25 protein-coding genes are annotated in these 25,024 nt (G+C 63.4%); 21 read left to right on the plus strand and 4 right to left on the minus strand.

The features are described 5' to 3' along the window. Window positions 1-8: 8 nt before the first annotated feature. Entirely contained in the window at window positions 9-1,667 is a 1,659-nt protein-coding gene (locus tag NKJ00_RS26405; protein ID WP_352631900.1) for a pilus assembly protein TadG-related protein, read from the minus strand. Between the two features lie 455 nt (window positions 1,668-2,122). Between NKJ00_RS26405 and rpsF the strand changes: the two genes are divergently transcribed. The 16 genes from rpsF to NKJ00_RS26485 all read left to right on the plus strand — a co-directional run bounded on the left by rpsF (window position 2,123) and on the right by NKJ00_RS26485 (window position 16,504). Beyond that, window positions 2,123-2,623, plus strand: a complete 501-nt coding sequence (gene rpsF / locus NKJ00_RS26410) for a 30S ribosomal protein S6 (protein WP_013532520.1) — start codon at window positions 2,123-2,125, stop codon at window positions 2,621-2,623. After that, window positions 2,623-2,871 carry a 30S ribosomal protein S18 gene (gene rpsR / locus NKJ00_RS26415; protein ID WP_006203718.1) on the plus strand — a complete coding sequence of 83 codons (249 nt, stop codon included), beginning with the start codon at window positions 2,623-2,625 and terminating at the stop codon, window positions 2,869-2,871. The genes rpsF and rpsR overlap by 1 nt, the downstream gene beginning before the upstream one ends. 220 nt (window positions 2,872-3,091) lie before the next feature. Further along, the gene (gene rplI / locus NKJ00_RS26420) at window positions 3,092-3,676 is read left to right on the plus strand and encodes a 50S ribosomal protein L9 (protein ID WP_127289263.1); all 585 of its coding nucleotides are present in this window, start codon (window positions 3,092-3,094) and stop codon (window positions 3,674-3,676) included. 301 nt (window positions 3,677-3,977) lie between these two features. Next, a complete protein-coding gene (locus NKJ00_RS26425; protein ID WP_128305695.1) occupies window positions 3,978-5,282 on the plus strand; it encodes a cyclopropane fatty acid synthase in 1,305 nt (434 codons plus the stop codon). Between the two features lie 67 nt (window positions 5,283-5,349). After that, entirely contained in the window at window positions 5,350-5,673 is a 324-nt protein-coding gene (locus tag NKJ00_RS26430; protein ID WP_352631902.1) for a YnfA family protein, read from the plus strand. Window position 5,674: 1 nt separating this feature from the next. Continuing rightward, the gene (locus tag NKJ00_RS26435) at window positions 5,675-6,646 is read left to right on the plus strand and encodes a small ribosomal subunit Rsm22 family protein (RefSeq protein WP_352442170.1); all 972 of its coding nucleotides are present in this window, start codon (window positions 5,675-5,677) and stop codon (window positions 6,644-6,646) included. 140 nt (window positions 6,647-6,786) lie between these two features. After that, window positions 6,787-7,500 carry a DUF1428 domain-containing protein gene (locus NKJ00_RS26440; RefSeq protein WP_352631904.1) on the plus strand — a complete coding sequence of 238 codons (714 nt, stop codon included), beginning with the start codon at window positions 6,787-6,789 and terminating at the stop codon, window positions 7,498-7,500. Between the two features lie 40 nt (window positions 7,501-7,540). After that, a complete protein-coding gene (locus NKJ00_RS26445; protein WP_023813752.1) occupies window positions 7,541-7,906 on the plus strand; it encodes a YciI family protein in 366 nt (121 codons plus the stop codon). Next, on the plus strand, window positions 7,903-9,132 hold the full coding sequence (locus NKJ00_RS26450; RefSeq protein ID WP_352631906.1) for an RNA polymerase sigma factor: 1,230 nt from the start codon (window positions 7,903-7,905) through the stop codon (window positions 9,130-9,132). Before NKJ00_RS26445 ends, NKJ00_RS26450 begins: the two co-directional genes overlap by 4 nt. Window positions 9,133-9,358: 226 nt before the next feature. Beyond that, window positions 9,359-10,849 (plus strand): replicative DNA helicase, encoded by a 1,491-nt coding sequence (locus NKJ00_RS26455; RefSeq protein ID WP_127261333.1) that lies wholly within the window; start codon window positions 9,359-9,361, stop codon window positions 10,847-10,849. A 57-nt stretch (window positions 10,850-10,906) separates the two neighbouring features. Next, window positions 10,907-12,310: a DNA repair protein RadA gene (gene radA, locus NKJ00_RS26460; protein ID WP_023813748.1), complete on the plus strand. Its 1,404-nt coding sequence runs from the start codon at window positions 10,907-10,909 to the stop codon at window positions 12,308-12,310. A gap of 63 nt (window positions 12,311-12,373) precedes the next feature. Continuing rightward, window positions 12,374-13,042, plus strand: coding sequence for a CvpA family protein (locus NKJ00_RS26465; protein WP_127413003.1), 669 nt, complete (start codon window positions 12,374-12,376; stop codon window positions 13,040-13,042). Between the two features lie 104 nt (window positions 13,043-13,146). Beyond that, window positions 13,147-14,616, plus strand: coding sequence for an amidophosphoribosyltransferase (gene purF, locus NKJ00_RS26470; RefSeq protein ID WP_352631908.1), 1,470 nt, complete (start codon window positions 13,147-13,149; stop codon window positions 14,614-14,616). Between the two features lie 44 nt (window positions 14,617-14,660). Continuing rightward, the gene (locus NKJ00_RS26475) at window positions 14,661-15,401 is read left to right on the plus strand and encodes an SDR family NAD(P)-dependent oxidoreductase (RefSeq protein WP_352631910.1); all 741 of its coding nucleotides are present in this window, start codon (window positions 14,661-14,663) and stop codon (window positions 15,399-15,401) included. A gap of 77 nt (window positions 15,402-15,478) precedes the next feature. Continuing rightward, window positions 15,479-16,120 carry a hypothetical protein gene (locus NKJ00_RS26480; RefSeq protein WP_352631912.1) on the plus strand — a complete coding sequence of 214 codons (642 nt, stop codon included), beginning with the start codon at window positions 15,479-15,481 and terminating at the stop codon, window positions 16,118-16,120. A 162-nt stretch (window positions 16,121-16,282) separates the two neighbouring features. Beyond that, window positions 16,283-16,504, plus strand: coding sequence for a hypothetical protein (locus NKJ00_RS26485; protein WP_013532531.1), 222 nt, complete (start codon window positions 16,283-16,285; stop codon window positions 16,502-16,504). A gap of 3 nt (window positions 16,505-16,507) precedes the next feature. Here NKJ00_RS26485 and NKJ00_RS26490 read toward each other — a convergent pair whose 3' ends face one another. Next, window positions 16,508-17,014 carry an OsmC family protein gene (locus tag NKJ00_RS26490; protein ID WP_352631914.1) on the minus strand — a complete coding sequence of 169 codons (507 nt, stop codon included), beginning with the start codon at window positions 17,012-17,014 and terminating at the stop codon, window positions 16,508-16,510. A 203-nt stretch (window positions 17,015-17,217) separates the two neighbouring features. Between NKJ00_RS26490 and aguA the strand changes: the two genes are divergently transcribed. Both aguA and NKJ00_RS26500 read left to right on the plus strand, forming a co-directional pair. Beyond that, window positions 17,218-18,324, plus strand: a complete 1,107-nt coding sequence (gene aguA, locus NKJ00_RS26495) for an agmatine deiminase (RefSeq protein ID WP_352631916.1) — start codon at window positions 17,218-17,220, stop codon at window positions 18,322-18,324. A gap of 45 nt (window positions 18,325-18,369) precedes the next feature. Then, on the plus strand, window positions 18,370-19,464 hold the full coding sequence (locus NKJ00_RS26500) for a polyamine ABC transporter substrate-binding protein (protein WP_352631917.1): 1,095 nt from the start codon (window positions 18,370-18,372) through the stop codon (window positions 19,462-19,464). A gap of 73 nt (window positions 19,465-19,537) precedes the next feature. Here NKJ00_RS26500 and NKJ00_RS26505 read toward each other — a convergent pair whose 3' ends face one another. Continuing rightward, window positions 19,538-20,245, minus strand: coding sequence for a helix-turn-helix transcriptional regulator (locus NKJ00_RS26505; protein ID WP_352442163.1), 708 nt, complete (start codon window positions 20,243-20,245; stop codon window positions 19,538-19,540). A gap of 153 nt (window positions 20,246-20,398) precedes the next feature. Here NKJ00_RS26505 and NKJ00_RS26510 point away from each other — a divergent pair, with 153 nt between their 5' ends. The 3 genes from NKJ00_RS26510 (at window position 20,399) to NKJ00_RS26520 (ending at window position 23,951) form a co-directional block, all read left to right on the plus strand. Next, entirely contained in the window at window positions 20,399-21,916 is a 1,518-nt protein-coding gene (locus NKJ00_RS26510) for a S10 family peptidase (protein WP_352631919.1), read from the plus strand. A 178-nt stretch (window positions 21,917-22,094) separates the two neighbouring features. Further along, a complete protein-coding gene (locus NKJ00_RS26515; RefSeq protein ID WP_128303058.1) occupies window positions 22,095-22,982 on the plus strand; it encodes a DMT family transporter in 888 nt (295 codons plus the stop codon). Window positions 22,983-23,042: 60 nt separating this feature from the next. After that, the gene (locus NKJ00_RS26520; RefSeq protein WP_352609778.1) at window positions 23,043-23,951 is read left to right on the plus strand and encodes a DMT family transporter; all 909 of its coding nucleotides are present in this window, start codon (window positions 23,043-23,045) and stop codon (window positions 23,949-23,951) included. A gap of 164 nt (window positions 23,952-24,115) precedes the next feature. Here the strand turns inward: NKJ00_RS26520 and NKJ00_RS26525 are convergent, their stop codons facing one another. Continuing rightward, on the minus strand, window positions 24,116-24,973 hold the full coding sequence (locus NKJ00_RS26525; protein ID WP_352609781.1) for a LysR substrate-binding domain-containing protein: 858 nt from the start codon (window positions 24,971-24,973) through the stop codon (window positions 24,116-24,118). Window positions 24,974-25,024: the final 51 nt, after the last annotated feature.

Below are 25,024 nucleotides of genomic sequence, written 5' to 3' on the forward strand. Positions count from 1 at the left end.
TCGCGCGTTCAGTTCGTCAATTGCAGCTTCGAGAACTTGTTGGCAATCTGCTGGAAGACGTCCGGCAATTTGGTCGGATCGTTGACTGCGTAATAGCCGCTCGGATCAGAGGCGCAGGCGCTGTAAAGCGCACGGTTGGCTGCGGTGTCGGACTGCAGCACCATGGTGTAGATCTGTACGCCCTGGTCCTTCAATTGGGTGCAGACGCTTTTGGTCCAGCCATCGACGTTGCGTGCCGCCGTCGTCTGGTTATCCGATCCGAAACGACCGCCGGCCAGATAGCCATAGGATGTGTAGTCCGACTTCGTCGGCTGTTGGCTGGCGCCATAGACGACGTTCTCACCGTCGGTGAGCAACAGCACGATCTTGCTGATGCCGGGCGTCTTCCACGGCGCTCCATCAGTGTAGGGCGCGGCGGGCGACAGCACCCGCATACCCCATGACAGGCCCTCGGAGACATTTGTGCCCGAACCGTTCCACTCGGTCATCCGACTAGCCGCCTTGCGCAGCTTGTCGAAATCGTCGGTCAGGGGGACCACCGGAGTCGGACACGCACGGTTCGGACCGATAGTGATGGGAGAGCCGGTCTCGGTGATGAGTTCCTTGGCGGGCGCAACATATTTGGCGATCTTTTCCCTGGCAGCCCTGTCATCGGGCGACAAAAGGTCGATGAGGTTGCCGAGCAGGTTGCTGAGATCGATGCCCAGAATGTTGATGCCCGACTGGGCAAGCCTGGTTTTGTCGCTGACATCGTTGAGGTAGGAGTTGTTGTAGTATTTGTCCGAATTGCCATAGGAGCCAGACGGCTTTTGGGCGTCTTCGGGATCATCCGGCGCAAAGTACGGCACGAACAGCGTGTCGGGCTTGGCCGTGTCGGGTGGCGTGTCGGAGATATTGTAAGCGCCTGGCCGCGCCTCGACACAACCCTTCCATCCGGTGCCATTCCATCCGGCATCGGTCCATCCGGTCTTCTTGAGCTGTTTGAAAAGCGCCATGTGGTTCGGCCGCTTGCCGTCGATGACGGGAAAATTGACGCCGTTGGTCGAGGACTTGCCGTCCATGTCGATCCAGGACGGATCGAAGCCGTCGCCATTGACGTTGACAGCCGTTACGAAAGGAACCAGCGAGGCGCGGACCTTGCGCGTCGGCGATTTCGCCGCTTCGAGCGTGTCGAGCAACGATTTTGTCGCCGTCCTCAACGCCGTCATACGCACGCCGGCCATCGAGCCGGTGTTGTCCAGCACCAGCACGACTTCGAGCTGGTTGTTCGATTCGACCGCCGAGGCATCGACGACGATGTGCTTGCTGTCGCCGAACAGGAAGGCGAAGTTGAGATTGACGTCCGCCGAGGCAACCGCCTTTGTCTTGACGAAGTTGACGCCCTTGTCGACAGTCAACGTCGCCTGCGCATTGCCGAGCTCGCCATGACCGACGATGTTGGCCTGGAAATAGCGGTTGAAAGCGTCATTGCGGGTGATGTCGAGATCGCCAAGGTGCGAGGAAGCAAGGTTTGCCGAATCGAGAGCGTTCTGCAAATTGCTCTTGGCCCGCATAAGGGTCGAGACATCGGTTGCGAAAGCGACAGCCGTCAGGATGACCGGCAAACCCAGTCCCAGCACAAGCGTGAAATTGCCGCCCGTCGAGCGCCAGAATTTGTCGAGAAGCATCCTTACCCCCGGAAATGCTTGCCGCTTTTGTGCGGTCGTCCGGGCTTTTGCGCCTTCCATGATGAATCGACCGTTGACGGCCAGGCTTCAACTCCACACAACCTGCTGGTGTGGTTAAGACGTGGTTGCCGGAAACCACAACTCCAGCCGTTGCTGCTCCCCGATCGTCGCGTGGGACACACGGGAATGCCGCTTGCCCTTGCTTTACGGTCGGATTGCTGTATAGACGCCCGCAATCTGCCGGTCCTTGCTGGGGGCTGAACGGAGGGCCGGAGGTCTTTTCGAAAACCTTCGTGTGAAGCCGGAAGTGCTTCCGCCTCCCGTGTCTCCGCTCTCGACCGTCTCGTTATGCTCCTTTCTTCCCCCTGCCCCTTCGAGGGTTTGCGGGTCAGAGAAGTTGCAGAGGCTTTTGCCGCCGGGAACCGGGAGAGAAACGAAGAAAGGCATAAGACATAATGGCTCTTTACGAACATGTGTTTCTTGCCCGGCAGGACCTCTCGCAGCAGCAGGTCGATGCTCTTGTCGAACAGTACAAGGGTGTCATCTCCGCGAATGGCGGGTCCGTCGGCCGGGTCGAGAATTGGGGACTGAAGTCCCTCACCTACCGGGTCAACAAGAACCGGAAGGCTTACTACACGCTGATGGACCTGAATTGCCCAGCGGCCGCGCTCAACGAGATGGAGCGCCAGATGGGCCTGTCCGAAGACGTGCTGCGCTTCCTGACCATCAAGGTCGAGGCGCATGAGGAAGGCCCGTCGGCCATGATGCAGAAGCGCGAAGAGCGCTCGGAACGCGGCGGCTTCGGCGACCGCGACCGTGGCGATCGTGGCCCGCGCTCGTTCGGCGACCGTGATCGCGGCGACCGTGGCGATCGTCCGCCGCGCTCGTTCGGCGACGCCGGTGCCGATCGTGGTCCGCGCCGTCCGCGCGAAGGCTTTGAAGGGGGTGCAGAATAATGGTCGACATCAATCAGATCCCGACCCGGCGCCCGTTCCATCGCCGCCGCAAGACCTGCCCGTTCTCAGGCGCCAACGCGCCCAAGATCGACTACAAGGACGTGCGTCTCCTGCAGCGCTACATTTCCGAGCGCGGCAAGATCGTGCCGTCGCGCATCACCGCCGTCAGCCAGAAGAAGCAGCGCGAACTCGCCAAGGCAATCAAGCGCGCCCGCTTCCTCGGCCTGCTGCCCTACGTGGTTCGCTAATAGCGTCAATGCGGGCGGCTCGCCGCCCGCTCTTCTCCCACGGCGACGGGCGCCGCAGGGTTGGACATCAAATCCCGGGTTGAGGTCAAAAACCTCTAACTGCCGCGACAGGCAGGACAGCGTCACCAGCGCCCCCGGCGCTCAAGCTTCCTGACCTGTTCCAGAGACATTCGGCGCCGATCTCATCGATCGATTGGCGCCCAACCGAAGGAACAAAACCATGGACGTCATTCTTCTCGAACGCGTTTCCCGCCTCGGCCAGATGGGCGACACCGTCAAGGTCAAGGACGGCTTTGCCCGTAACTTCCTGCTGCCGCAGGGCAAGGCGCTGCGCGCCAACGAAGCCAACAAGAAGAAGTTCGAAGGCCAGCGCGCCCAACTCGAAGCCCGTAACCTCGAGCGCAAGTCGGAAGCGGCCCAGATCGCCGAAAAGCTCGACGGCAAGAGCTTCATCGCCGTCCGCTCCGCCGGCGAAACCGGGCAGCTTTACGGTTCCGTTTCGACCCGCGACATCGCCGATCTGCTGACGGCGGAAGGTTTCTCGATCAACCGCAACCAGATCCTGCTCAACCAGCCGATCAAGACCATCGGTGTCACCAATGTGGCGATCGCGCTGCATCCGGAAGTCGAGGTCACCGTCACGCTCAACATCGCCCGCACGGCCGACGAAGCCGAGCGCCAGGCCAAGGGCGAGACACTGACCACCGCCGAAGCCATCTATGGCGACGACATCAACGACAACGCCCGGCCGGAGAACTTCTTCGATCCGAACACCGAGTTCGAGGGCGGCGAAGACAACGCCTGATCACACTTCGCAAGACGATTGGAGCCATGGGCTGATCACGACTTAAAGCCAAGCTCCGATCACTTTGCCGTCATCCAGCCATGCTGGACCAATGCCCGGGTCTCTCGCCCGGGCATTTTTGTGCCAAATGGAACTTTTCGAACCCCTATATATTGTTGCAGACTATGGCGTAGCGCGTCCTTTGGCCGCGCAAAGCACGCTGTGCAACTTTGGTTCGGCGCAAGACCCCCGGCGAAATCGATCCCGATTTTCGCGGTCACGCGCCAAGGCAGCCTGTTTGGCCGAGAGGGGACATTTGGTCATGAATATTCTGTTGAAGCGCGTTCTCGACCGCCTGGTGCGCACCGGCAATCTCAAGGTGACCGGCCCCAAGGGCTCGGCTGTGGTTTTCGGCGACGGCAGCGGCGAACCGGTGCACATGCATATCAAGACGGCGCATGCCGAGCGCGCCATCACCTTCGATCCGATGCTGGCAGTGCCAGAGTCCTACATGGACGGCGAACTCGACATCCTCGAAGGCGGCGTGCTGGGCGTGATGCGCATCGCCTTCCAGAATATGGGCAGCGGCGGCATCGACGCCACCTGGTCGAAGGCCATCGAAGGGCTGCGCCACGCCTTCCGCCGCCTGCAGCAGATCAACACCGCCTCGCGCTCGCGCCGCAACGTGCAGCGCCACTACGATTTGTCGGGCGACCTCTACCGGCTCTTCCTTGACCAGGACATGCAGTATTCCTGCGCCTATTTCGAGCAGCCGGACATGACGCTGGACGAAGCGCAGGCCGCCAAGAAGCGCCACATCGCCGCCAAGCTCCGGCTGAAAGCCGGCCAGACGGTGCTCGACATCGGCTCCGGCTGGGGCGGGCTTGGCCTCTACCTCGCCAAAGCGTTCGACGTCGACGTGCAGGGCGTGACGCTGTCGACCGAGCAGCATGGCGTCGCCACCGACCGGGCGCACGCGCAAGGGCTGGAAAGCCGCGTGCATTTCGAGCTCAAGGACTACCGCGAGCTCAACGAGCGTTTCGACCGCATCGTCTCGGTCGGCATGTTCGAACATGTCGGCGTCAACCACTACCGCACCTTCTTCGACAAGAGCGCGACGCTGCTCAAGCCGGATGGCGTGATGCTGTTGCACACGATCGGCCGTTCCGGCGTGCCTTGGGCGACCAGCGCCTTCATCCGCAAATACATCTTCCCGGGCGGCTATATCCCTTCGCTCTCAGAAGTCATGCCGGCGATCGAAAAGTCGGGCCTGGTCGTCACCGACGTCGAGATCCTGCGGCTCCACTATGCCGATACGCTGAAGCACTGGGGCGAGCGCTTCGCTGCCAACCGCGACAAGGCCAAGGCGATCTATGACGAGCGCTTCTGCCGCATGTGGGAATTCTATCTGGCGGCCTCGGAAGCCGCCTTCCGCTGGCAGGACCTGGTCATCTTCCAGATCCAGATCACCAAGAAGAACGATACGCTGCCGATGTCGCGCGACTACATGGCCAAATGCGAAAAGGCGCTCGAGATACGCGATATGGGGCATCGTGAAACGGCTCCCGTCAAAAAGAGTCCGACCGCCAAGCCAGCTCGTCGCCGCAAGGTTGCGGACCAGGAATAGCATTGCCGCTTGCCATTGCCGGCGCCTGCACTGAAAAAGGTCCCGTGACCGTCGCGGGACCTTTTTCATGACCTACGTCCTCTATGCCGCCGCCGCTCTGGCCGAGATCGCCGGCTGCTTTTCGTTCTGGGCCTGGTGGCGGCTGGATAAGTCGCCGCTTTGGCTTCTTCCCGGCCTCGGCTCGCTTGCCCTGTTCGGCCTCCTGCTGGCGCTGGTCGACACGTCAGCCGCCGGCCGCGCCTACGCCGCCTATGGCGGCATCTACATTGCGGCATCGCTTGGCTGGCTGTGGCTGGTGGAGGGCGTGCGCCCCGACCGCTGGGATTTTGCCGGCGCGGCGCTCTGCATTGCCGGCGCTTCCGTGATCCTTCTCGTCCCGCGGGGCGCGTGAGATGGAGTTGCCGGCATCCCTTCGCCAAGGTGTCGAGCGCTTGCTCGAAAACGTTCCGCTGGCGATACTCAAACAAGCGGCAAAAACGCTGTCCGACCGTTATCGTGCCGAATTGCGCGACGGCCGTCTGCACATGGCCGAGGATCTGGCGGTGAAAGCCTATCTGGCGACGCGGCTGCCGGCGACCTATGCCGCGATCCGCGCCAGTCTCGATGCGCTGAGCGATGCCAAGCCCGCCTTCCAACCCAAGAGCCTGCTCGATGTCGGCGCGGGTCCTGGTACTGCGCTTTGGGCCACGACTGAGCTGTGGCCCGATCTCGAACAGGCTGTGTTGTTCGAAGCCAGTGCGGCGGTACGCAAGGTCGGCGAGACACTTGCCGCCGGTGCGATTGCCGCACAGACGAGGTGGCTGGCGGGTGATGCCACCATCGACCTTGCCGACCTCCAGTCGGCCGATCTGGTCACTTGCGCCTATGTGCTCGATGAAATCGCTCCCGCATCACTGCCGAAGCTCATCGACCGGCTCTGGCAACTCACCGCCGACACGCTGCTTGTGGTCGAGCCGGGCACCCCCGCCGGCTGGCAGCGCATCCTTGCCGTGCGCCGGCAGCTGATCGAGGCGGGCGCGCATGTGCTAGCGCCTTGCGCGCATCAGGCGCCCTGCCCGCTGGTCCAGCCCGACTGGTGCCATTTTTCCCGCCGCGTCGCCCGCTCGCGCCTGCATCGGCTGGCCAAGGATGCCGACGTGCCGTGGGAAGACGAGAAGTTCATCTACGTCGCGGCTTCTCGCGACGGACCCACATCACACCAAGCGCGGGTTCTTGCGCCGCCGAAGTCCGGCTCCGGCAAGGTTCTGCTTAAGCTTTGCCAGGACGACGGCACCGCCGCCGAGCGCTTGTTCACTAAGCGCGACGGCGCCGACTTCAAGCTGGCTCGGCGCCTGGACTGGGGCGACAGGCTGGGTTCCGAATAGGCAGCCGTGGCGCTTGCGACCGCGCCGAAGAAAAATTCGGAGCGATGTCGAATCCAGGCCGTGCCGTTCGACCATTGGCGTTCTCGGATCTTTCGAGACGCCAAGAGTGTCAAACGGCATCAGCCAACAGGAGAGACGCAATGAGCTATATCGCAGGATTTGTCGCCGCGGTGCCCGCCGCCAACAAGGAAGCCTATCGCAAGCATGTCGCCAAGGCGGCATCGGTGCTGAAGGAGTTCGGCACCACCCGCATGGTCGAAGGATGGGGCGACGACGTGCCCGGCGGCAAGATCACCGACTTCAAGGGAGCCGTGAAGGCGAAGCCGGATGAAATCATCACCTTTTCATGGCACGAATACGCGGACAAGGCGGCGGCGGACGCTGCCTATCAGACGATGATGAGCGACCCGCGCATGGCGGAGATCGGCGCGTCCATGCCCTTTGACGGCAAGCGCATGATCATCGGCGGCTTCACGCCGTTCATCGGCCTGAACACGACCGGCAAGACCGGCTATATCGATGGCTCGCTGGTGCCGGTGCCGGCCGCCAACAAGCAAGCCTACCTTGCGGTGGCGGCGAAGCAGGCCGCGGTGATCAAGGAACATGGCGCAACCCGCGTCGTCGAGGCGTGGGGCGACGATGTTCCCGATGGCGAGATCACGGATTACCGAGGCGCCGTGAAAGCGACGGGCGACGAGGTTGTCGTCTATGCCTGGGTCGAATGGCCGTCGAAGCAGGTGCGCGACGACGCCTGGAAAAAGGTGATTGCCGATCCGCGCATGTATGCCGACGCCATGCCCTACGACAACCAGCGCCGGGTTCACGGCGGCTTCGCACCGATCCTCGACGCCTGATCCCAAGAACCCTAGACAATCCTGGAAAAGGAAACCCACCATGCGTTATGCCTGTCTCATCTACTACCACCCCAAGACGCTGTTCGGCGGCAGCCCGCAAGCCAACGCCGTGCTGGCCGAATGCGCCGGATATGACGAGGTGCTCAGGGCCAGCGGCCACTTCGTAACCGCCGAGGCCCTGGTGTTGCCGGAAGAGGCGATGACCGTGCAGGTCCGCGACGGCAAGATGTCTTCGGTCGACGGCCCGTTCATGGAGACCAAGGAGATCCTGGGCGGCATCATCGTCATCGAAGCCCGTGACCTCAATGAAGCGGTGCGGGTGGCGAGCGGCCATCCGCTGGCAACGATCGGCTTTATCGAAGTCCGCCCGGTCGTCGACTTCAGCCAGCCGCCGCCGGCCCTGTGAGCACCGCCGGCCCGCGCGACGCCCTGGAGGCGGCCTACCGCACCGAGGCGCGGCGCGTGCTGGCGACCTTGATCCGCCTGCTCGGCGGTTTCGACGCGGCGGAGGAGGCCTTGCATGAGGCCTTCACGGCTGCCGCCGAACAATGGCCGCGCCAGGGTGTTCCGGCCAATCCCTATTCCTGGCTGGTCTCGGCCGGCCGCTTCAGAACCATCGACCGCTGGCGCCGGGAAGCGCGGCTGACCGGGGCCCTGCCCGAGCTCATGGCTCTGGCCGAGCCGACGCCGGAGCCAGCCATGCCGGAAGACATTCAGGACGATGAATTGCGGCTCATTTTCGTCTGCTGCCACCCGGCGCTGACGCCGGATGCACGCATTGCCCTGACCCTGCGCGAAGTGGGTGGCTTGACCACCGAGGAGATCGCCCGCGCCTATCTGACGCCGGCACCGACCATTGCGCAACGCATCGTGCGGGCCAAGGCGAATATCCGGGACGAGGCCATCCCTTACGAAGTGCCCGACCGCGACGACCTGCCGGCGCGTCTCGAGAGTGCGCTGCAGGTGATCTACCTGATCTTCAACGAGGGTTACGCGGCAACCGAGGGGCCGAACCTGACGCGGGCCGATCTGTGCGCCGAGGCGATCCGGCTCGGCCGGCTGATGGTTGAGCTGCTCGACCAGCCGGAGGCGCAAGGGCTGCTTGCCCTGATGCTGCTGCACGAGGCGCGGCGCGCAACACGGGTCGATGCCAGCGGCGATCTTGTGCTGCTGGAGGACCAGGACCGCGCGCTGTGGGACCGTGCGCTGATCGCCGAGGCCGACGGCCTGATCGGTCGGGCGATCGCCTCGCGCCGCATCGGACCTTACATCCTGCAGGCGGCCATTGCTTCCGTCCACGCCGAGGCGGCAGGCACGGCGGAGACCGACTGGGTACAAATCGTCGCGCTTTCCGATGTGCTCGGCCGCGTCGATCCTTCACCCGTCGTGGCACTTAACCGCGCCGCGGCCATAGGCATGCGCGACGGCCCGCAGGCCGGACTGGCGGCAATCGAGGCGGTCATGGGACAAGGCGGGCTGGACGGCTACCATCTGGCGCACGCGGCGCGAGCAGACATGCAGCGCAGGCTTGGCTTGACCGAAGCGGCAAGGACCTCCTACCGGCGGGCGATCGAGTTGACCCGGCAACCGGCGGAACGCCGGTTCATCGAGGGGCGACTCGGTCAGCTTTGAGCGGGATGGCTGCACAGGGCACCATTCTTGTTTTCCCGTTTTGTTCTCCCTGTAGATGCGCTACAATCGTTCTTTCGATTCGAGTCAATTGTGATTCTTTCCACCGAAAAAACTCGGCTGTGAATCGCGGGTATCAAAGCTGATTGGACAGGCACTGGTGCAGATAAGTCAGCATGGACTTGTCACGTTCTGATATCGAGAAGCCGGGATCGAAATCGGGGACATCATGGCAGAAGCAGCGCGAAAATTCGGCGTGGCGGAAACACCGCTTTATCGTGAAGCGCCCAACAACATCGAGGCCGAGCAGGCGCTGCTCGGCGCCATCCTCGTCAACAACGACGCCTTCTATCGCGTCTCGGACTTCCTCAAGGCCAGCCATTTCTACGAACCGCTGCACCGCAAGATCTTCGAGGTGGCGTCCGAGTTCATCCGTATGGGCAAGGTGGCGACGCCGATCACGCTGAAAACCTTCCTGCCCGCCGACGAGAAAGTCGGCGACATGACGATGGCGCAATATGTCGTGCGGCTGGCGGTCGAGGCCGTCACCGTCGTCAACGCCACCGACTATGGCCGCGCCATCTATGACCTTGCCACACGCCGCGCGCTGATCACCGTCGGCGAGGACATGGTCAACATCGCCTATGACGCGCCGGTCGACATGGCGCCCGGCGAACAGATCGAGGACGCCGAACGCCGCCTGTTCGAGCTGGCCGAAAACGGCCGCTACGATGGCGGCTTCGAGAGTTTTTCCGATGCGTTGAAGAACGCCGTCGACATGGCCAGTGCGGCTTACATGCGCGACGGCCACCTATCCGGCATTGCCACCGGCCTGCGCGATCTCGACCACCGCATGGGCGGCCTGCAGCCATCCGATTTGATCATCATCGCCGGCCGCCCAGGCATGGGCAAGACGTCGCTGGCCACCAACATCGCCTATAACATCGCTGCCGCCTATGAGCCTGCCCAGCAGGCCGACGGTTCGGTCAAGGCGGCCAATGGCGGCGTCGTCGGCTTCTTCTCGCTTGAAATGTCGTCGGAGCAGCTGGCCACCCGCATCATCTCCGAGCAGACCGAGATTCCATCGTCGAAAATCCGGCGCGGCGATTTGACGGAAGCCGATTTCGGCAAGCTTGTCGCCTACACGCAGGAGAACCACAAGCGCCCGCTCTACATCGACCAGACGGGTGGTATCTCGATCGCCCAGCTCGCGGCGCGCGCCCGCCGCCTCAAGCGGCAGCGCGGGCTGGACCTGATGGTCATCGACTATATCCAGCTGATGCAGGGTTCGTCCGCCAAGGCGTCGCAGAACCGCGTCCAGGAAATCACCGAGATCACCACCGGACTGAAGGCACTCGGCAAAGAGTTGGGCGTGCCGATCATCGCCCTCTCACAGCTCTCGCGTCAGGTCGAAAGCCGCGACGACAAGCATCCCCAGCTGTCCGATCTGCGCGAATCGGGCTCGATCGAGCAGGACGCCGACGTCGTGCTGTTCGTGTACCGTGAGGAATATTACATCAAGAACAAGGAACCGGAGAAAGGCACGCCCGAGCACCTCGCCTGGGAAACGAAGATGATCGAGGTCCAGGGCAAGGCCGAAGTGATCATCGCCAAGCAGCGCCATGGCCCGACCGGCACCGTCAGCCTTGCCTTCCAGGGCGAGTTCACCCGCTTCTCCGACCTCGCCGAGGAGCATCATCTGCCGGAAAGGTTCGAGTAGCTTTTTGACCTACCCCAGCCCACCTCGCCCAGGCCATTTTCAAGCAGCATCCCGCTGATGGCCAAGTCGCGCGTCCAATTCATCTGCCAGAGTTGCGGATCGGTGCATCAGCGCTGGGCCGGCAAATGCGATGCCTGTGGCGAGTGGAACACGCTGGTCGAGGAAGGCACGTCCGGCGGCATCGGCTCGGGACCAGCCAACACGCGCAACGCCCGCAAGGGCCGCGCGGTGGTGCTGACCACGCTGTCCGGCGATATCGAGGACGCGCCGCGCATCATCTCGGGCATTGGCGAACTCGACCGCGCCACCGGCGGCGGTTTCGTGCGCGGCTCGGCGCTGCTGGTCGGCGGCGACCCCGGCATCGGCAAGTCAACGCTGCTCACCCAGGCGGCCGCGGCGCTGGCATCAAAAGGCCACCGCATCGTCTATGTCTCCGGCGAAGAGGCGGTCGCGCAGATCAGGCTGCGGGCGCAGCGGCTTGGCGTCGCCTCTTCTCCGGTGGAACTTGCCGCCGAGACCAATGTCGAGGACATCCTGGCGACGATCGCCGACGGCAAGCGGCCTGATCTCGTCATCCTGGATTCGATCCAGACGCTGTGGACCGACCTTGCCGATTCGGCGCCTGGGACCGTCACACAGGTGCGCGCCGCCGCCCAGGCGATGATCCGCTATGCGAAATCTACGGGTGCTGCGATCGTACTGGTCGGCCATGTCACCAAGGAAGGCCAGATCGCCGGGCCGCGCGTCGTCGAGCACATGGTCGACGCCGTGCTCTACTTCGAAGGCGAAGGCGGCCATCACTATCGCATCCTGCGCACGGTGAAGAACCGTTTTGGCCCGACCGACGAGATCGGCGTCTTCGAAATGTCGGACAAGGGCCTGCGTGAGGTCGCCAATCCATCCGAGCTTTTCCTTGGCGAACGCCATGCCAAATCGCCGGGTGCTGCGGTTTTCGCCGGCATGGAGGGGACAAGGCCGGTGCTGGTCGAGATCCAGGCACTGGTCGCACCCTCCTCGCTCGGCACGCCGCGCCGCGCCGTCGTCGGCTGGGACGGCGCCCGGCTGTCGATGATCCTGGCGGTTCTCGAAGCCCATTGCGGCGTGCGCTTCGGCACTCACGATGTCTATCTCAATGTCGCCGGAGGCTACCGGATTTCGGAGCCCGCGGCCGATCTGGCAGTGGCGGCCGCCCTGGTTTCCTCGCTCACCGGTCTTGCCCTTCCCGCCGATTGCGTCTATTTCGGCGAAATCAGCCTTTCGGGCGCCGTGAGGCCGGTTGCGCATGCGCAACAGCGCCTCAAGGAAGCCGAAAAGCTGGGTTTTGGAAGCGCGGTTCTGCCCTCGGGCAGCGGGGAACTAGCCGGGGGGATCGGGGCCGGTTCTTTCCAGCCGACCGAGCTTGCCGACCTCGTGGCACGCATAGCCGGCTCACGCCGAAGCCGCGTGGACGAAGAAGATTAGAGCATCGGACCCAGAGCCCGATGCTCCGCGCTATAATGCGGCTCATGGAGTGGGGCGAAAGACATGCCGATTACGCTGCTTGACGGAATTCTCGTCGGCTTCACTCTGGTCTCGGCGATGCTCGCCATGGTTCGCGGCTTCTCGCGCGAAGTCCTGTCCGTCGTCTCCTGGGCAGCGGCGGCAGCGGCGGCGTTCTTCTTCTACAAGCCGGTTGTGCCTTACCTCGCGCCCTACATCGAGAATGAAAAGGTCGCCATGGCGGCGGCCGCCGGCGTGGTTTTCATCATCGCGTTGATCGTCGTCTCGGTCATCACCATGAAGCTAGCCGACTGGATCATCGATTCCAGGATCGGCGCACTCGATCGTACGCTCGGTTTCCTTTACGGCGCCGCGCGCGGCATCCTGGTCGTTGCCGTCGCCCTGCTGTTCTTCAACTGGCTGGCCGGTGCCAAGGCACCAGCCTGGGTCACGGAGGCCAAGTCGCGGCCGCTGCTCGAACAGATCGGCGCCAAGCTCGAAAGCCTGCTGCCCGAGGATCCGGAAAACGCGATCCTCAAGAAGCTCAATCCGAATCAGCCGGCCGCCGAGACGCCAGCGGCTCCGGACGCACCGGCCGCGGATGCTCCGGCGGGCGGCGACGATGCCAACACGCCGGCGCCTGACGACAATGACGCAACACCACCGGCCAACAACGCTCCGGCCGCTCCGGCACCGGCGGCACCGGCAAACTGACGCCGACAACGGCGTCAGGATCTGACGATGGTGTGAACGATCGCACGGCCCGCGTTGCTTTCGGCGCGAACCAGCATTATATGGCGATTTTAGCGGAGCTTAAGATGGCAGACGCAGACGACGTGCTTTCCGCCGAGGCCGACGACCATTTCCACGACGAATGCGGTGTGTTCGGCATTTTCGGCCGGCAGGACGCTGCGGCCATCGTTACACTGGGCCTGCATGCGCTGCAGCATCGCGGCCAGGAAGCGGCCGGGATCGTTTCCTATGACGGCAGCCAGTTCCATGTCGAACGCCATGTCGGCCTGATCGGCGACACCTTCACCAAGCAGCGCGTCATCGACAGCCTGCAAGGCAACCGCGCCATTGGCCATACGCGCTACGCCACCACGGGCGGCGCCGGCATGCGCAACATCCAGCCCTTTTTCGCCGAATTGGCCGATGGCGGCTTCGCCGTCGCCCACAACGGCAATCTGACCAACGCCATGACCGTGCAGCGCGCGCTGCAGAAGCAAGGCGCGATCTTCTCCTCCACCTCCGATACCGAGACGCTTTTGCACCTCGTCGCCACCAGCAAGGAACGCGACTTGAACTCGCGTTTCATCGATGCGGTGCGGCAGGTCGAGGGCGCCTTCTCGCTGGTGGCGATGACGGCCAAGAAGATGATCGGCTGCCGCGATCCGCTCGGCATCCGGCCGCTGGTGCTCGGCGATCTCGACGGCGCCTGGATCCTGGCCTCCGAAACCTGCGCGCTCGACATCATCGGCGCGCGTTTCGTTCGCGACCTGAAGCCCGGCGAGATGGTCGTCGTCACGTCCAAGGGTATTGAAAGCCTGTTCCCCTTCGAACCGCAGAAGACCCGCTTCTGCATCTTCGAATATGTCTATTTCGCGCGGCCGGATTCCTCGGTCGAAGGCCGTAACGTCTATGAGGTGCGCAAGCGCATCGGCGCCGAGCTGGCGGTCGAAAGCCCGGTCGAGGCCGACATCGTCGTGCCGGTGCCGGATTCGGGCACGCCGGCGGCGATCGGCTTTAGCCAGGCGGCCGGCATTCCCTTTGAGCTCGGCATCATCCGCAATCATTATGTCGGCCGCACCTTCATCCAGCCGGGCGATTCGATCCGCCACATGGGCGTCAAGCTGAAGCACAATGCCAACCGCCGCATGATCGAGGGCAAGCGCGTGGTGCTGGTCGACGACAGTATCGTGCGCGGCACCACCAGCCAGAAGATCGTGCAGATGGTGCGCGACGCCGGTGCCAAGGAGGTGCATATGCGCATCGCCTCACCGCCGACACGCGCATCCTGCTTCTACGGTGTCGACACGCCGGAGAAATCGAAGCTCCTGGCATCGCGCATGTCAATCGAGGAAATGGCCGAGTTCATCCGTGTCGATTCGCTTGGCTTCCTCACCATTGACGGGCTCTACCGCGCGGTCGGCGAGGCCAGCCGCGACAACGACCAGCCGCAATTCTGCGACGCCTGCTTCACCGGCCAGTATCCGACCCCCCTGCTCGACTTCGAAGGCCACGACAATGTGCGAACGCTGTCGCTGCTGGCGACGAGCGGGACGTAGGCCGGACCGTCATCAGCGTTAGTCAAATTCCCGGAATCCATCGCATGACCCTCGACCTTTCCGGCCGCGTTGCGGTCGTCACCGGCGCCTCGCGCGGTATCGGCTATTTCATTGCCAAGGAATTGGCTGCCGCCGGCGCGCATGTCATTGCGGTGGCGCGCACTGTCGGAGGACTGGAAGAGCTCGACGACCAGATCAAGGCGGCCGGCGGCCAGGCGACACTGGTGCCGCTCGACCTCGCCGACATGGCCGGTATCGACCGCCTGGGCGGCGCCATCCACGAACGCTGGGGCAAGCTCGACATTCTCGTCGCCAATGCCGGCGTGCTCGGCGTCATTTCGCCGATCGGTCATGTCGAAGCAAAAACCTTCGAGAAGGTGATGACCATCAACGTCACCTCGACCTGGCGGCTGATCCGCTCGGTCGACCCCCTGCTGCGGCTCTCCGATGCTGGACGAGCGATCATCCTGTCTTCCAACGCAGCGCACTCGGCGCGTGCCTTCTGGGCGCCCTACGCGGCCTCCAAGGCCGCGGTGGAGACGATAATGCGCTCCTGGGCGCATGAGACGCAGAGCCTGCCGCTCCGGGTCAACGCCGCCGACCCCGGCGCCACCCGTACCGCCATGCGTGCCCAGGCAGTGCCGGGCGAAGATCCCGAGACGTTGCCGCACCCCGCCGAGATCGCCAAACGCATCGTACCGCTGGCCAGGCCGGAGCTGAAAGAGACCGGATTGATCTTCCAGGCCAAGCACAATCGCTTCGTCGCCTATCGCCAGCCGGAATAAAACTTGACTGCGAGATGGATTAAATAGGCCTCCGGCAACGTTTCCTCTGACGTAACCATTCGAACTGGAGGATCGACATGCGCAGACTTGTTCTCGTTGCCACCACGGCCATCGCGGCCGCCCTCGCCGCCACAGTCGGCGCAGCCCTCTCGCAAGATGCCAAGATGAGCTTCTTCGTCACCAGTGTCGGTTCCGGCAAGGGTGCCGACCTCGGCGGCCTCAAGGGCGCCGACGCGCATTGCGCATCGCTGGCGGAAGCCGCCGGCGTCACCGGCAAAAGTTGGGCCGCCTATCTGTCGACCAGCGACACCGACGCCCGCGACCGCATCGGCAATGGGCCATGGGTAAACGCAAAGGGCATCAAGATCGCCGACCATGTCGCCTCGTTGCACAGCGATGCCAACGGCATCACCAAGCAGACGGCGCTCAACGAGAAAGGCGAAGCGGTCAACGGCCGCGGTGACACGCCCAACCGCCACGACGTGCTGACCGGCTCCAAGCCCGACGGCACCAAGATCGCCGACCAGACCTGCGGCGACTGGACGATGAGCGGGGCGGAAGGCGCCGCGATGATGGGCCATCATGACCGCGCCGGCCTCGACGATTCGGCAGCGGCCAAATCCTGGAATTCCTCGCACGCCTCGCGCGGCGGCTGCAGCCAGGAGGCGCTCAAGGGCACCGGGGGCGACGGCCTGTTCTATTGTTTTGCCACCAACTGAGCCGATTGCGCTTCGAAATCGGGCTGGGAAACCTGCCGTCACATCACGCGGCTGTGATGTGACGGTGGGAGGGGGTCATGCTTTCGTCATTTCCGCGGAGTTGATAGGACCGCAGCGACTCCCCAACAACAAGCGCCCGACTGGCAGAACAAGGAAATCCCCATGGCTACGACCGCAGCAGCGTTGGTCTGGTATCTGGTAATCGCCGGCCCGCAAGGCGGCATGGTCGTGCTGCCCAGCACCTTCGACAAACGCGAACAGTGCACCGCCGCCATCACCGAATATCAGAAGCAGCCGACACCGGCCGGCTGGTCGGTGCAATGCGTGCCGAGCGCCTCGCCCTTCACCGACGAGGGCGACGCCGAAGAACCGTCAGCGCAGTAAGCGTCAGCGGCGCGCGCTCACCGTCAGCTCCGGCTTCTGGCTGATGGTCTGGAATACCACGCAATAACGTTCGGTCAGCTTCAGCAGCGAGTCTATCCGCTCCTGCGGCTCATCGGTGTCGAGGTTGAAATTGAGCCGGATGGCCCGAAAGCCGACCGGCGCATCCTTGGCGACACCGAGCGTGCCGCGAAAATCGAGATCGCCTTCGGCTTCCACCGTGGCGGCGCCGAGCTGGAACTCGAGCGCCGTCGCCACCGCCTTCAGCGTCACCCCGGCGCAAGCCACCAAGGCCTCCAGCAGCATGTCGCCCGAGCAGAGCTCAAGGCCTGAGCCGCCTGTTGCCGGATGCAGTCCGGCGATGGCGAGCGCCCTGCCCGTCTCCACCTTGCAGGCAACCGACTGGTCGTCGATCGAGCCCTTGGCGCGAAGCGTGATCAGGGCCTGCGAAGCATCGTCACGATAGGCCTGCTTCAGCGACGCTTGCATGGCCTTCAGTTCGGTCGCATCCATCCGCTTTCCCCTTTCGTCGACTGCTTGCGTCACCGGCATACGCCGTCCGGTCGAGATTTGCGCCGATCACCGTGGGAAGGCAATGCCATTCCGCAACAGGAGACAGCCGCCAACACCGATATCCCAAATGGGACATTGACGGACAAGGTCCCAAAAACGTCTGATCCGGGCAAGTCATCACTCCATTTCCCGGCGGTCCCAAGATGCCCCGTACCCTCTCGACAAGGCCGAAACAGGATGGGTTTCGCGCGCCCGGCGAATTCGAACCCAAATCAGGCTGCTGGATGATCTGGCCGGAGCGACCGGACACCTGGCGCCTGGGCGCCAAGCCCGCGCAAAAGCTATTCGCGGATGTCGCCGCGGCGATCGCGCAAAGCGAGCCGGTGACGGTGGCGGCCTCTGCTCGCCAGTGGCAGAATGCCCGAGCGCGATTGCCCGGCCATGTGCGCGTCGTGGAAATGTCCACCAACGATTCCTGGCTGCGCGACAGCGGTCCCAATTTCGTCGTCAACGATCAAGGCGACGTGCGTGGCGTCGATTGGATCTTCAACGCATATGGCGGTTTTGACGGCGGCCTCTACGCGCCATGGGACCTCGATGATCTGGCCGCGCAAAAAGTGCTCGAAATCGAGAACATGGATCGCTACCGCGCACCTCTGATCGCCGAGGGCGGCGGGTTGCAATGTGATGGCCAGGGCACCCTCATCACGACGGAGCAATGCCTGCTCAACCGAAATCGCAACGCTCATCTCGGCAAGGCCGAGGTGGAACGCCAGCTTAGCGACTATCTCAGTGTCGGCACCGTCATCTGGCTGCCACGTGGCCTCGCTTTCGACGAGACCGACGGTCATGTCGACGACGTCTGCTGTTTCGTGCGCCCCGGGGTCGTCGTGCTGAGCTGGACCGACAATCGGGAGGATCCGCAATACGAGATTGTGCGAGAAGCCGAAGAGGTGTTGCGTTCGGCCCGCGACGCGCGCGGCCGCGCGCTGGAAGTTCACCGGCTGCCCCACCCCTTGCCGATCGAGATGACGCCGGAAGAAAGCGACAGCGTGGACCGGCTGGATTCGACCTGGGCGCGACCGGCCGGAAACCGGATCGCGGCGAGCTACATCAACTACTATCCGGGCAACAGCGTCGTGGTGGTACCGCAGTTCGGCTGCGATCTCGATGTGAAGGCCAAGCAGACGCTGGCCGAGTTGTTTCCCGATCACCGAATAGTCGGTATCGAAAACTCGCGCGAGATCCTGCTAGGCGGCGGCAATGTCGCCTGCATCACCTTGCCGGTCTATGCCCCGCAACGGCGTTGAAGGACGGGGCATGCCCAAAACAGATAGCGAAAACGGAGGACATTTATGCGCGCTCTGATCTTCTCAACCCTGCTTGCCTGCGGCATCTGCGCAAATGCGGCTTCGGCTGACGAGGAAAAGATCGTCAACGTCTACAATTGGTCCGACTACATCGCGCCGGACACGGCCGAGAAATTCGAGAAGGAGACGGGAATCAAGGTTCGTTACGACGTCTATGACGGCAACGAGGTGCTTGAAACCAAGCTGCTCACCGGTGGCTCCGGGTATGATGTGGTCTACCCTTCAGCCTATCCGTTCCTGAAGAACCAGGTGAAAGCAGGGGCTTTCCTGGAACTCGACAAAGCGAAGCTTGCGAACCATTCGAAGATCGATCCGCAGTCCCTGGCGCTGATCGCGGGCGCCGACCCACAGAACCTGCATGCCGTGCCCTATATGGCCGTCACCGACGGTATTGGCTACAACGTCGCCGCGGTGAAGCAGAGGCTACCGGACGCGCCGACGGATTCCTTCGCCATGGTGTTCGACGTCGAAATGGTCAAGAAGCTCTCCGACTGTGGCGTGGCCATGATCGATGCGCCGGCGGAAGTCATCCCGATGGCGATGAACTATCTTCACATCGACCCCAGATCGACCAGTCCCGACGACCTCGCCAAGGTCGAGGACCTGCTGGGCAAGGTGCGGCCCTACATCCGCTATTTCCATTCGTCCAAATACATCAACGACCTCGCCAACGGCGACATCTGCGTGGTGTTGGGCTGGTCGGGCGACATACTCCAGGCAAGGACCCGTGCGGCGGAATCCGTGAAGAAGCTGGAGATCGCCTATTCCATCCCCAGGGAAGGCACGCTCATCAACTTCGATACGATGGCGGTGCCGAAAGATGCGCCGCATCCCGGCAACGCCCAGGCCTGGATCGACTTCAATCTGCGGCCCGATATCGCCGCGGCCAATTCCAGCTATGTCTCCTACGCCAATGCGATACCGGAATCTCTGCCGCTGATGGACAAGGCGATAGCCAGCGATCCCGGCGTCTTTCCGTCTGATGCCGTGAAGGCCAAGCTGTTTGTGGTGGACAACAACGACCCAAAGCTGCTGCGATCACAAAACCGCATGTGGACGCGCATCGTGACGGGGCAATAGAGCAATTCCGGGAAAAGTGCGCAGCGGTTTTTCCGGGAAAGCGCGTAGCGCTTTTAGCGCCGCTCGGAAGCCGTCAATCCCGAGCGACGTCGCGGAGGGTCGCCAGCAGCTCGACCTGGGAGTGCACGCCGAGCTTGCGGTAGATCTGTTTGATGTGGTTGCGGACGGTGCCGGGCGAGACGGCGAGACTTCGCGAAATGGTCTTGGCGTTGCCACCATCGACCAGGTGCCGCGCAATTTCGGCCTCGCGCCTGCTCAGCCGCGAGCGAGCGTCACCGATTGCGGCGCCCTTGTGCCGGAAGCGGCACAGATGAAGCAATCTTTCCAAAATGAGCCTTGTCGCGCTGCTTGCCGCGCAAGCCGTTGCCAGATCCTGCTCGCCAAACGGTTCTGCCCCGTTTCGCCTGAGAAAAGTGACATAGCCAGCGGTCAGCCCGTCGAGATTGAACACACCGGTGATCTCGTCGAAACTGTCGGAAGGGCCGAAGAATTCGCGATAGTAGGGGGTGCGCTGGAAGTCGCCATTGCGGAGTGCCGACAGCGGCAACAGGAAATCCTGCCTTGTGCTGGCGAACCTCTGGAAGAAGGGATCCTGGCGATACAGTCGTGCATCGTAGTCGCGGTTCCAGCGATCGGGGCCGGCATCGTCGATGGTCAGGGACGTGATATCGCGACGGTAAAAGCCGACATAGGCGCGGTCGGAGCCAAGCAACTCGCTCGCCGCTGCCGTGAAGCGAGCCGACAATTCTTCGGGAGTCGCGGCAACGGCCGCAGCGGCCACACCGCCGCTCCAGCGTCCAAACTGATCGAGGGAAACATTCGACTGCATTCCGGCTCACACTAGCGCAAGCCGTTGCAAGTTCAAAACAGCCATTTCCTTTGACTTCGACCCTCTCGGCCATACCTATGCGGGAGTCGTTGTCGCGGAGCCATCATGCCGGTCAAGCTGAAACTGATCTGCCTTATCCTGCCGATGCTTGCCGTCCTGGCGCAGCCCGTCCTGGCTGAAACAGCGGAGCGGCCGGCGCCCTCGGGCGGCGTTCTGTCCCTGCTGCCGCCGCCACAGACAACCGACCATTCGATCACGCTGGCCGGAAGCAAGCTGGATTACCAGGCAAAGGCGGCGACACTGTCGCTGCTTTCCGGCAAGGGCGACGTCACGGCGGAGATCTTCTATGTCGCCTACACGCTGGAGCCGCCGGCAAGCGGGGCCAAAGACCCGCAGCGGCCGATCACCTTCGTGTTCAACGGCGGCCCTGGAGCAGCGTCCGCCTATCTGCACATCGGCGCGCTCGGCCCGCGTATAATCGCAATGGGAGCCGACGGCGAATTCCTGCCGTCACCGCAAAGACTGATCGACAATCCCGACAGCTGGCTCGACATGACCGATCTCGTCTTCGTCGATCCGGTGGGAACCGGCTATAGCCGCGAGGCACCGGGGCAGGACACGCGCGATTTCTGGGGCGTCAACCAGGATGCCAGCTCGATTGGCGCCTTCATCCGGCTCTATCTCGCGCAGAACGGCCGCACCGGGTCGCCGCTGTTCCTTGCCGGTGAAAGCTATGGCGGGTTCCGCGCGGCGCTGCTCGCCAGGACATTGCAGGAAGATATCGGCATCAGTCCGAACGGCATCGTGCTGATCTCCCCGGCGCTGGAGTTCACGCTGGTGCAGCCCGACGAATTCGAGCCGCTGCATTGGGCGCTCGAACTGCCTTCACTGGCGGCGGTGCGCCTGCGCGCCGAAGGCGTCAGCGGCGATGCATTGCGGGAGAAGCTGGCAGACGTCGAACATTATGCGATGGGCGATTACCTTACGGCGCTCACCAGCGGACTGGAGCAAGGCAGGCGGCTGGCCAGTCAACGCGTGGCTGACATCACCGGCCTGCCGCTCGACCTGGTGCAGCGGAACTCCGCCCGCATTCCCACCGGCCTGTTCGCAAGGGAGTTCGCCCGCGCCAGCGGCAAGGTGCTCAGCCCCTATGACGCCACGATCGGCACGGCCGACATCGCGCCCGAGAGCGCTCGCATCGCCGGCCCGGATCCGGTGCTCGACCGCAGCGTGCCGGCGCTGACGTCGGCGTTCGTCGGCTATATCAGCGACGAACTGCATTTCCGCACCGATGTCAGCTATCGGCTGCTCAATGGCGAAATCAGCCATAATTGGGACTACGGGACCAGCGCGTCACGGCAAGGCTATGCCGGGGTAATGGACGATCTGCAGCGAGCACGCTCGCTGAACCCCTCGCTCGGCGTCGTGATCGTCAACGGCTACACCGACCTGGTCACGCCTTACCTCGCCTCGCGCTACCTGGTGAACCAGATCCCGTCGCTCGCCAATGCCAAGCCTATCCGTCTCGATGTCGTCGAGGGCGGGCACATGATGTATTTCCGATCCGATGGTCGGCGCGCCCTGAAAGAGGCCGCTTCGGAGCTTTACCAGGCGACGCAATAGGCTTGGCGACAGTGCAACTCGCCATGGACCCCTGCCCCAACATAAGCACCGGGCTGGCGTAGCGCCGCAGCGGTTTTCGCCCGTATAGCTTGGCGCCAAGGGAGCTGAATTCACAGTTCCCTTGTGTCGCTCCTCACAGCATTTCTGCCGCTCCGGCAATTTTGGTCCCACGCGCCTTATGGCCGATATCGCCATTCTCGAAACACGCGAGCGGGTTCTTGCAGGCATCCTGCTGACCGGTGCGGCCTATCTGCTGTTTTCGACACAGGATGCTTCGATCAAGCTGTTGGTCGTCGGCATGAGCGTCTGGCAGATCATGTTCTTCCGCAGCATCACCATTCTGGGTGCGTGCGCGGCGATCGGCGGACGACAGTTGTTTGCTGACACGATGCGCTCGCCGATCGTGCGGCCGATGCTGGTGCGCAGTGCCTTCACGCTTGCTGCGTGGCTCTGCTACTACAACGCGGCGCGCAGCCTGCAGCTGGCCGAACTGACCACCGTCTATTACGCGGCCCCAATCATTGTCACCGTGCTTTCGGTGTTCCTGCTCGGCGAAAAGGTGCCGATGCTGCGCTGGCTGGCGGTGCTGATCGGCTTTGCCGGCGTGTTCATCGCTTGCGATCCGACTCATCTCGGCCTGTCCGTGCCGGTGCTGCTGGTGCTGGCGGCCGCCTTCTTGTGGGGCATCGCCATCGTACTCTTGCGCAAAACCGCCCTTGCCGAGCGCTCGATGATCCAACTCCTGCTCAACAATTTCTATTTCCTGCTGTTTTCGGCGGTACCGGCGTTGTTGTGGTGGCGGACACCGGACGGGGCTCAGTTGCTGCTCCTTGCCAGCGTCGGCGCACTCGGCGGCCTGGCACAATACCTTCTCTTCGAAGGCATGAAGCGCACACCGGCTTCGGTCCTCGCTCCGCTGGAATACACCTCGCTGTTGTGGGCATTCGCACTCGGCTTTGCGATCTGGGGCGACGTGCCGCGTCGCGAAGTGTTCCTGGGCGCTGCCCTGATCGTCGCCGCCGGCCTGTTGATCGTCGGCACCGAGCATTTCCGCAAACGCCTATGATGTGGATCGCCATCACTGCTGACACTACGATGTCAGGACTGAACGGCGTAGGCTTGCCGTATGACTGATATTGCAGCCACCGCCGACACCACCGCGGAGCGCACGCTGGGCATCATCCTGGTGTCATCCTCGGCGGCCGTCTTCGGCCTCACTGGCGTTCTGACAAAATCGATCCATGCCGACCCGCTGACCATCATCTGCTGGCGCGGCTTCGTCGGCTCGATCCTGGTCAGCCTCTATGTGCTGTGGCGGCGCCACCGCTCCGGCGGGCGTGATAGCCTGCGGCTTGGCTGGCGCGGCTGGCTGCTGGCGGTGGAAGGGGCTCTCGCCAGCATCGCTTTCATATCGGCATTCAAGTTCACCTTCGTTGCCAATGTCGCCGTCATCTATGCCACAGCACCTTTCGTTACCGCGCTGCTGGCCTGGGTTCTGACGCGCGAACCCTTCCGGTTGCAGACGATGGTCGCCGCCGCCGTGTCACTGTGCGGCGTGGCGATCATGGTCTGGTCCGGCTTCGGCACCGGCAATCTGTTCGGCGACGGACTGGCACTGCTGATGACCATCGGCAGCGGCCTCTACATGATCATGGTGCGCGCCTTCCGCGACACGCCCGTGGTGTGGGCCGGTGCGGTTTCGGCTTTCCTGTTGTTCGTGCTCGGCTGGTTCGTCGCCGATCCGCTGGCGGTTTCGCCAAGGGACGCCGTTCTGCTCGCCACTTTCGGCGCGTCCTTCGCACTCTCCTCGATCCTGTGGACGGAGGGCGCGCGGCTCATCCCGCCGGCCGAATCCGGGCTGCTCGGCTCGGCCGAAGTGCCGTTCGCGATCCTGTTTGCCTTCCTATTCCTGGGCGAGATTGCCCCAGCCGCCAGCATGATCGGCGGCGTCATCGTGTTGTGTGCGGTGTTTGCCCATGCGGGGCGGGATTGGCTGATGGCCCGCTCGCAACGCTTAGCATCAAATATTTCTTAAAAAAGTGACGCGGTCACGGAACCATCATCCGGGTCAGGCATTATTGCTGCGACGGGCCATCCCCAAGTCCCCCCAAACCCCTCGGCCCGTCCTACTCCAAGCCGACCGTAAGGTCGGCTTTTTCTTTGCCCCCAAGCCGACCGTAAGGTCGGCTTTTTCTTCATTCAACCGCCCGACAGGGCAAGGTTACCGCCGAGCAGGGCCGCCAGATCGCCCGCCGGACCATCGGCGCCAGCGCGCAGCCGGATGGCGAACTCAGCCATTGGAACCTGTGGCAGGCCAAGCTCGCGCGGTGCCTCGACAATGCCGGAATGGGCAAAGCGGGCCGTTCGCAGCGTCAGCGCGACACCGGCGTTCACCGCCGTGCGCAGGCCGGCCAGGCTGGCGCTGCCGGCAGCAATATGATAGCGGCGGCCGGCAGCATCGAGTGCGGCAAGTGCTGCTTCGCGAAAACCGCAATATGGGTCGAGCAGCGCCAGCGGCAGTTCCTCCTGCCGCGTGGCCAGCCCCTTTTGTGAGCATAGCCATATCATCGGCTCGCGCAGCACACCGACTTCGTCCGGCGCTGCCGCCTGGCGCATGACGATCGCCAGATCGAGGCCGCCAGACTGCAGCGCCTGCGCCAGTTCGGCGGAGCGGCCGACCCGCAGTTCGATCCTGACGCGCCGATGGCTGCCGGCGAAGGCACGCAGCAGATCCGGCAGGCCGCTGTCGGCGAAATCCTGTGTCGTGCCGATGGCGACGCGTCCGGCAGCGCGGGCGCCCTTAAGCGCCAGCCATGCCTCGCGATGGGCGGCAAGGATCCGCCTAGCATGGCCGACGAGGTCTTCGCCTGCAGGGGTCAAGCCGCGTCCTCGCCCTTGCGGCGCCAGCAGCGGCTCACCGACGATTTCCTCCAGCCGCTGCATCTGGGCGGTCACCGCCGAGGGCGAGCGGCCAACGCTTGCAGCCGCCTGGGCCAGCGAGCCGCTGTCGACGAAAGCAAGGAAGGTTCGGAGCAGATCGGGATCCAGTGTTTCCATACTTCGATCTTATCGAATCTTCAGTTAAAAACAATTCGATTTTTTTGACCT

This window comes from Mesorhizobium sp. M0227 (assembly GCF_040321855.1).
In the GTDB taxonomy this organism is placed as follows: domain Bacteria; phylum Pseudomonadota; class Alphaproteobacteria; order Rhizobiales; family Rhizobiaceae; genus Mesorhizobium.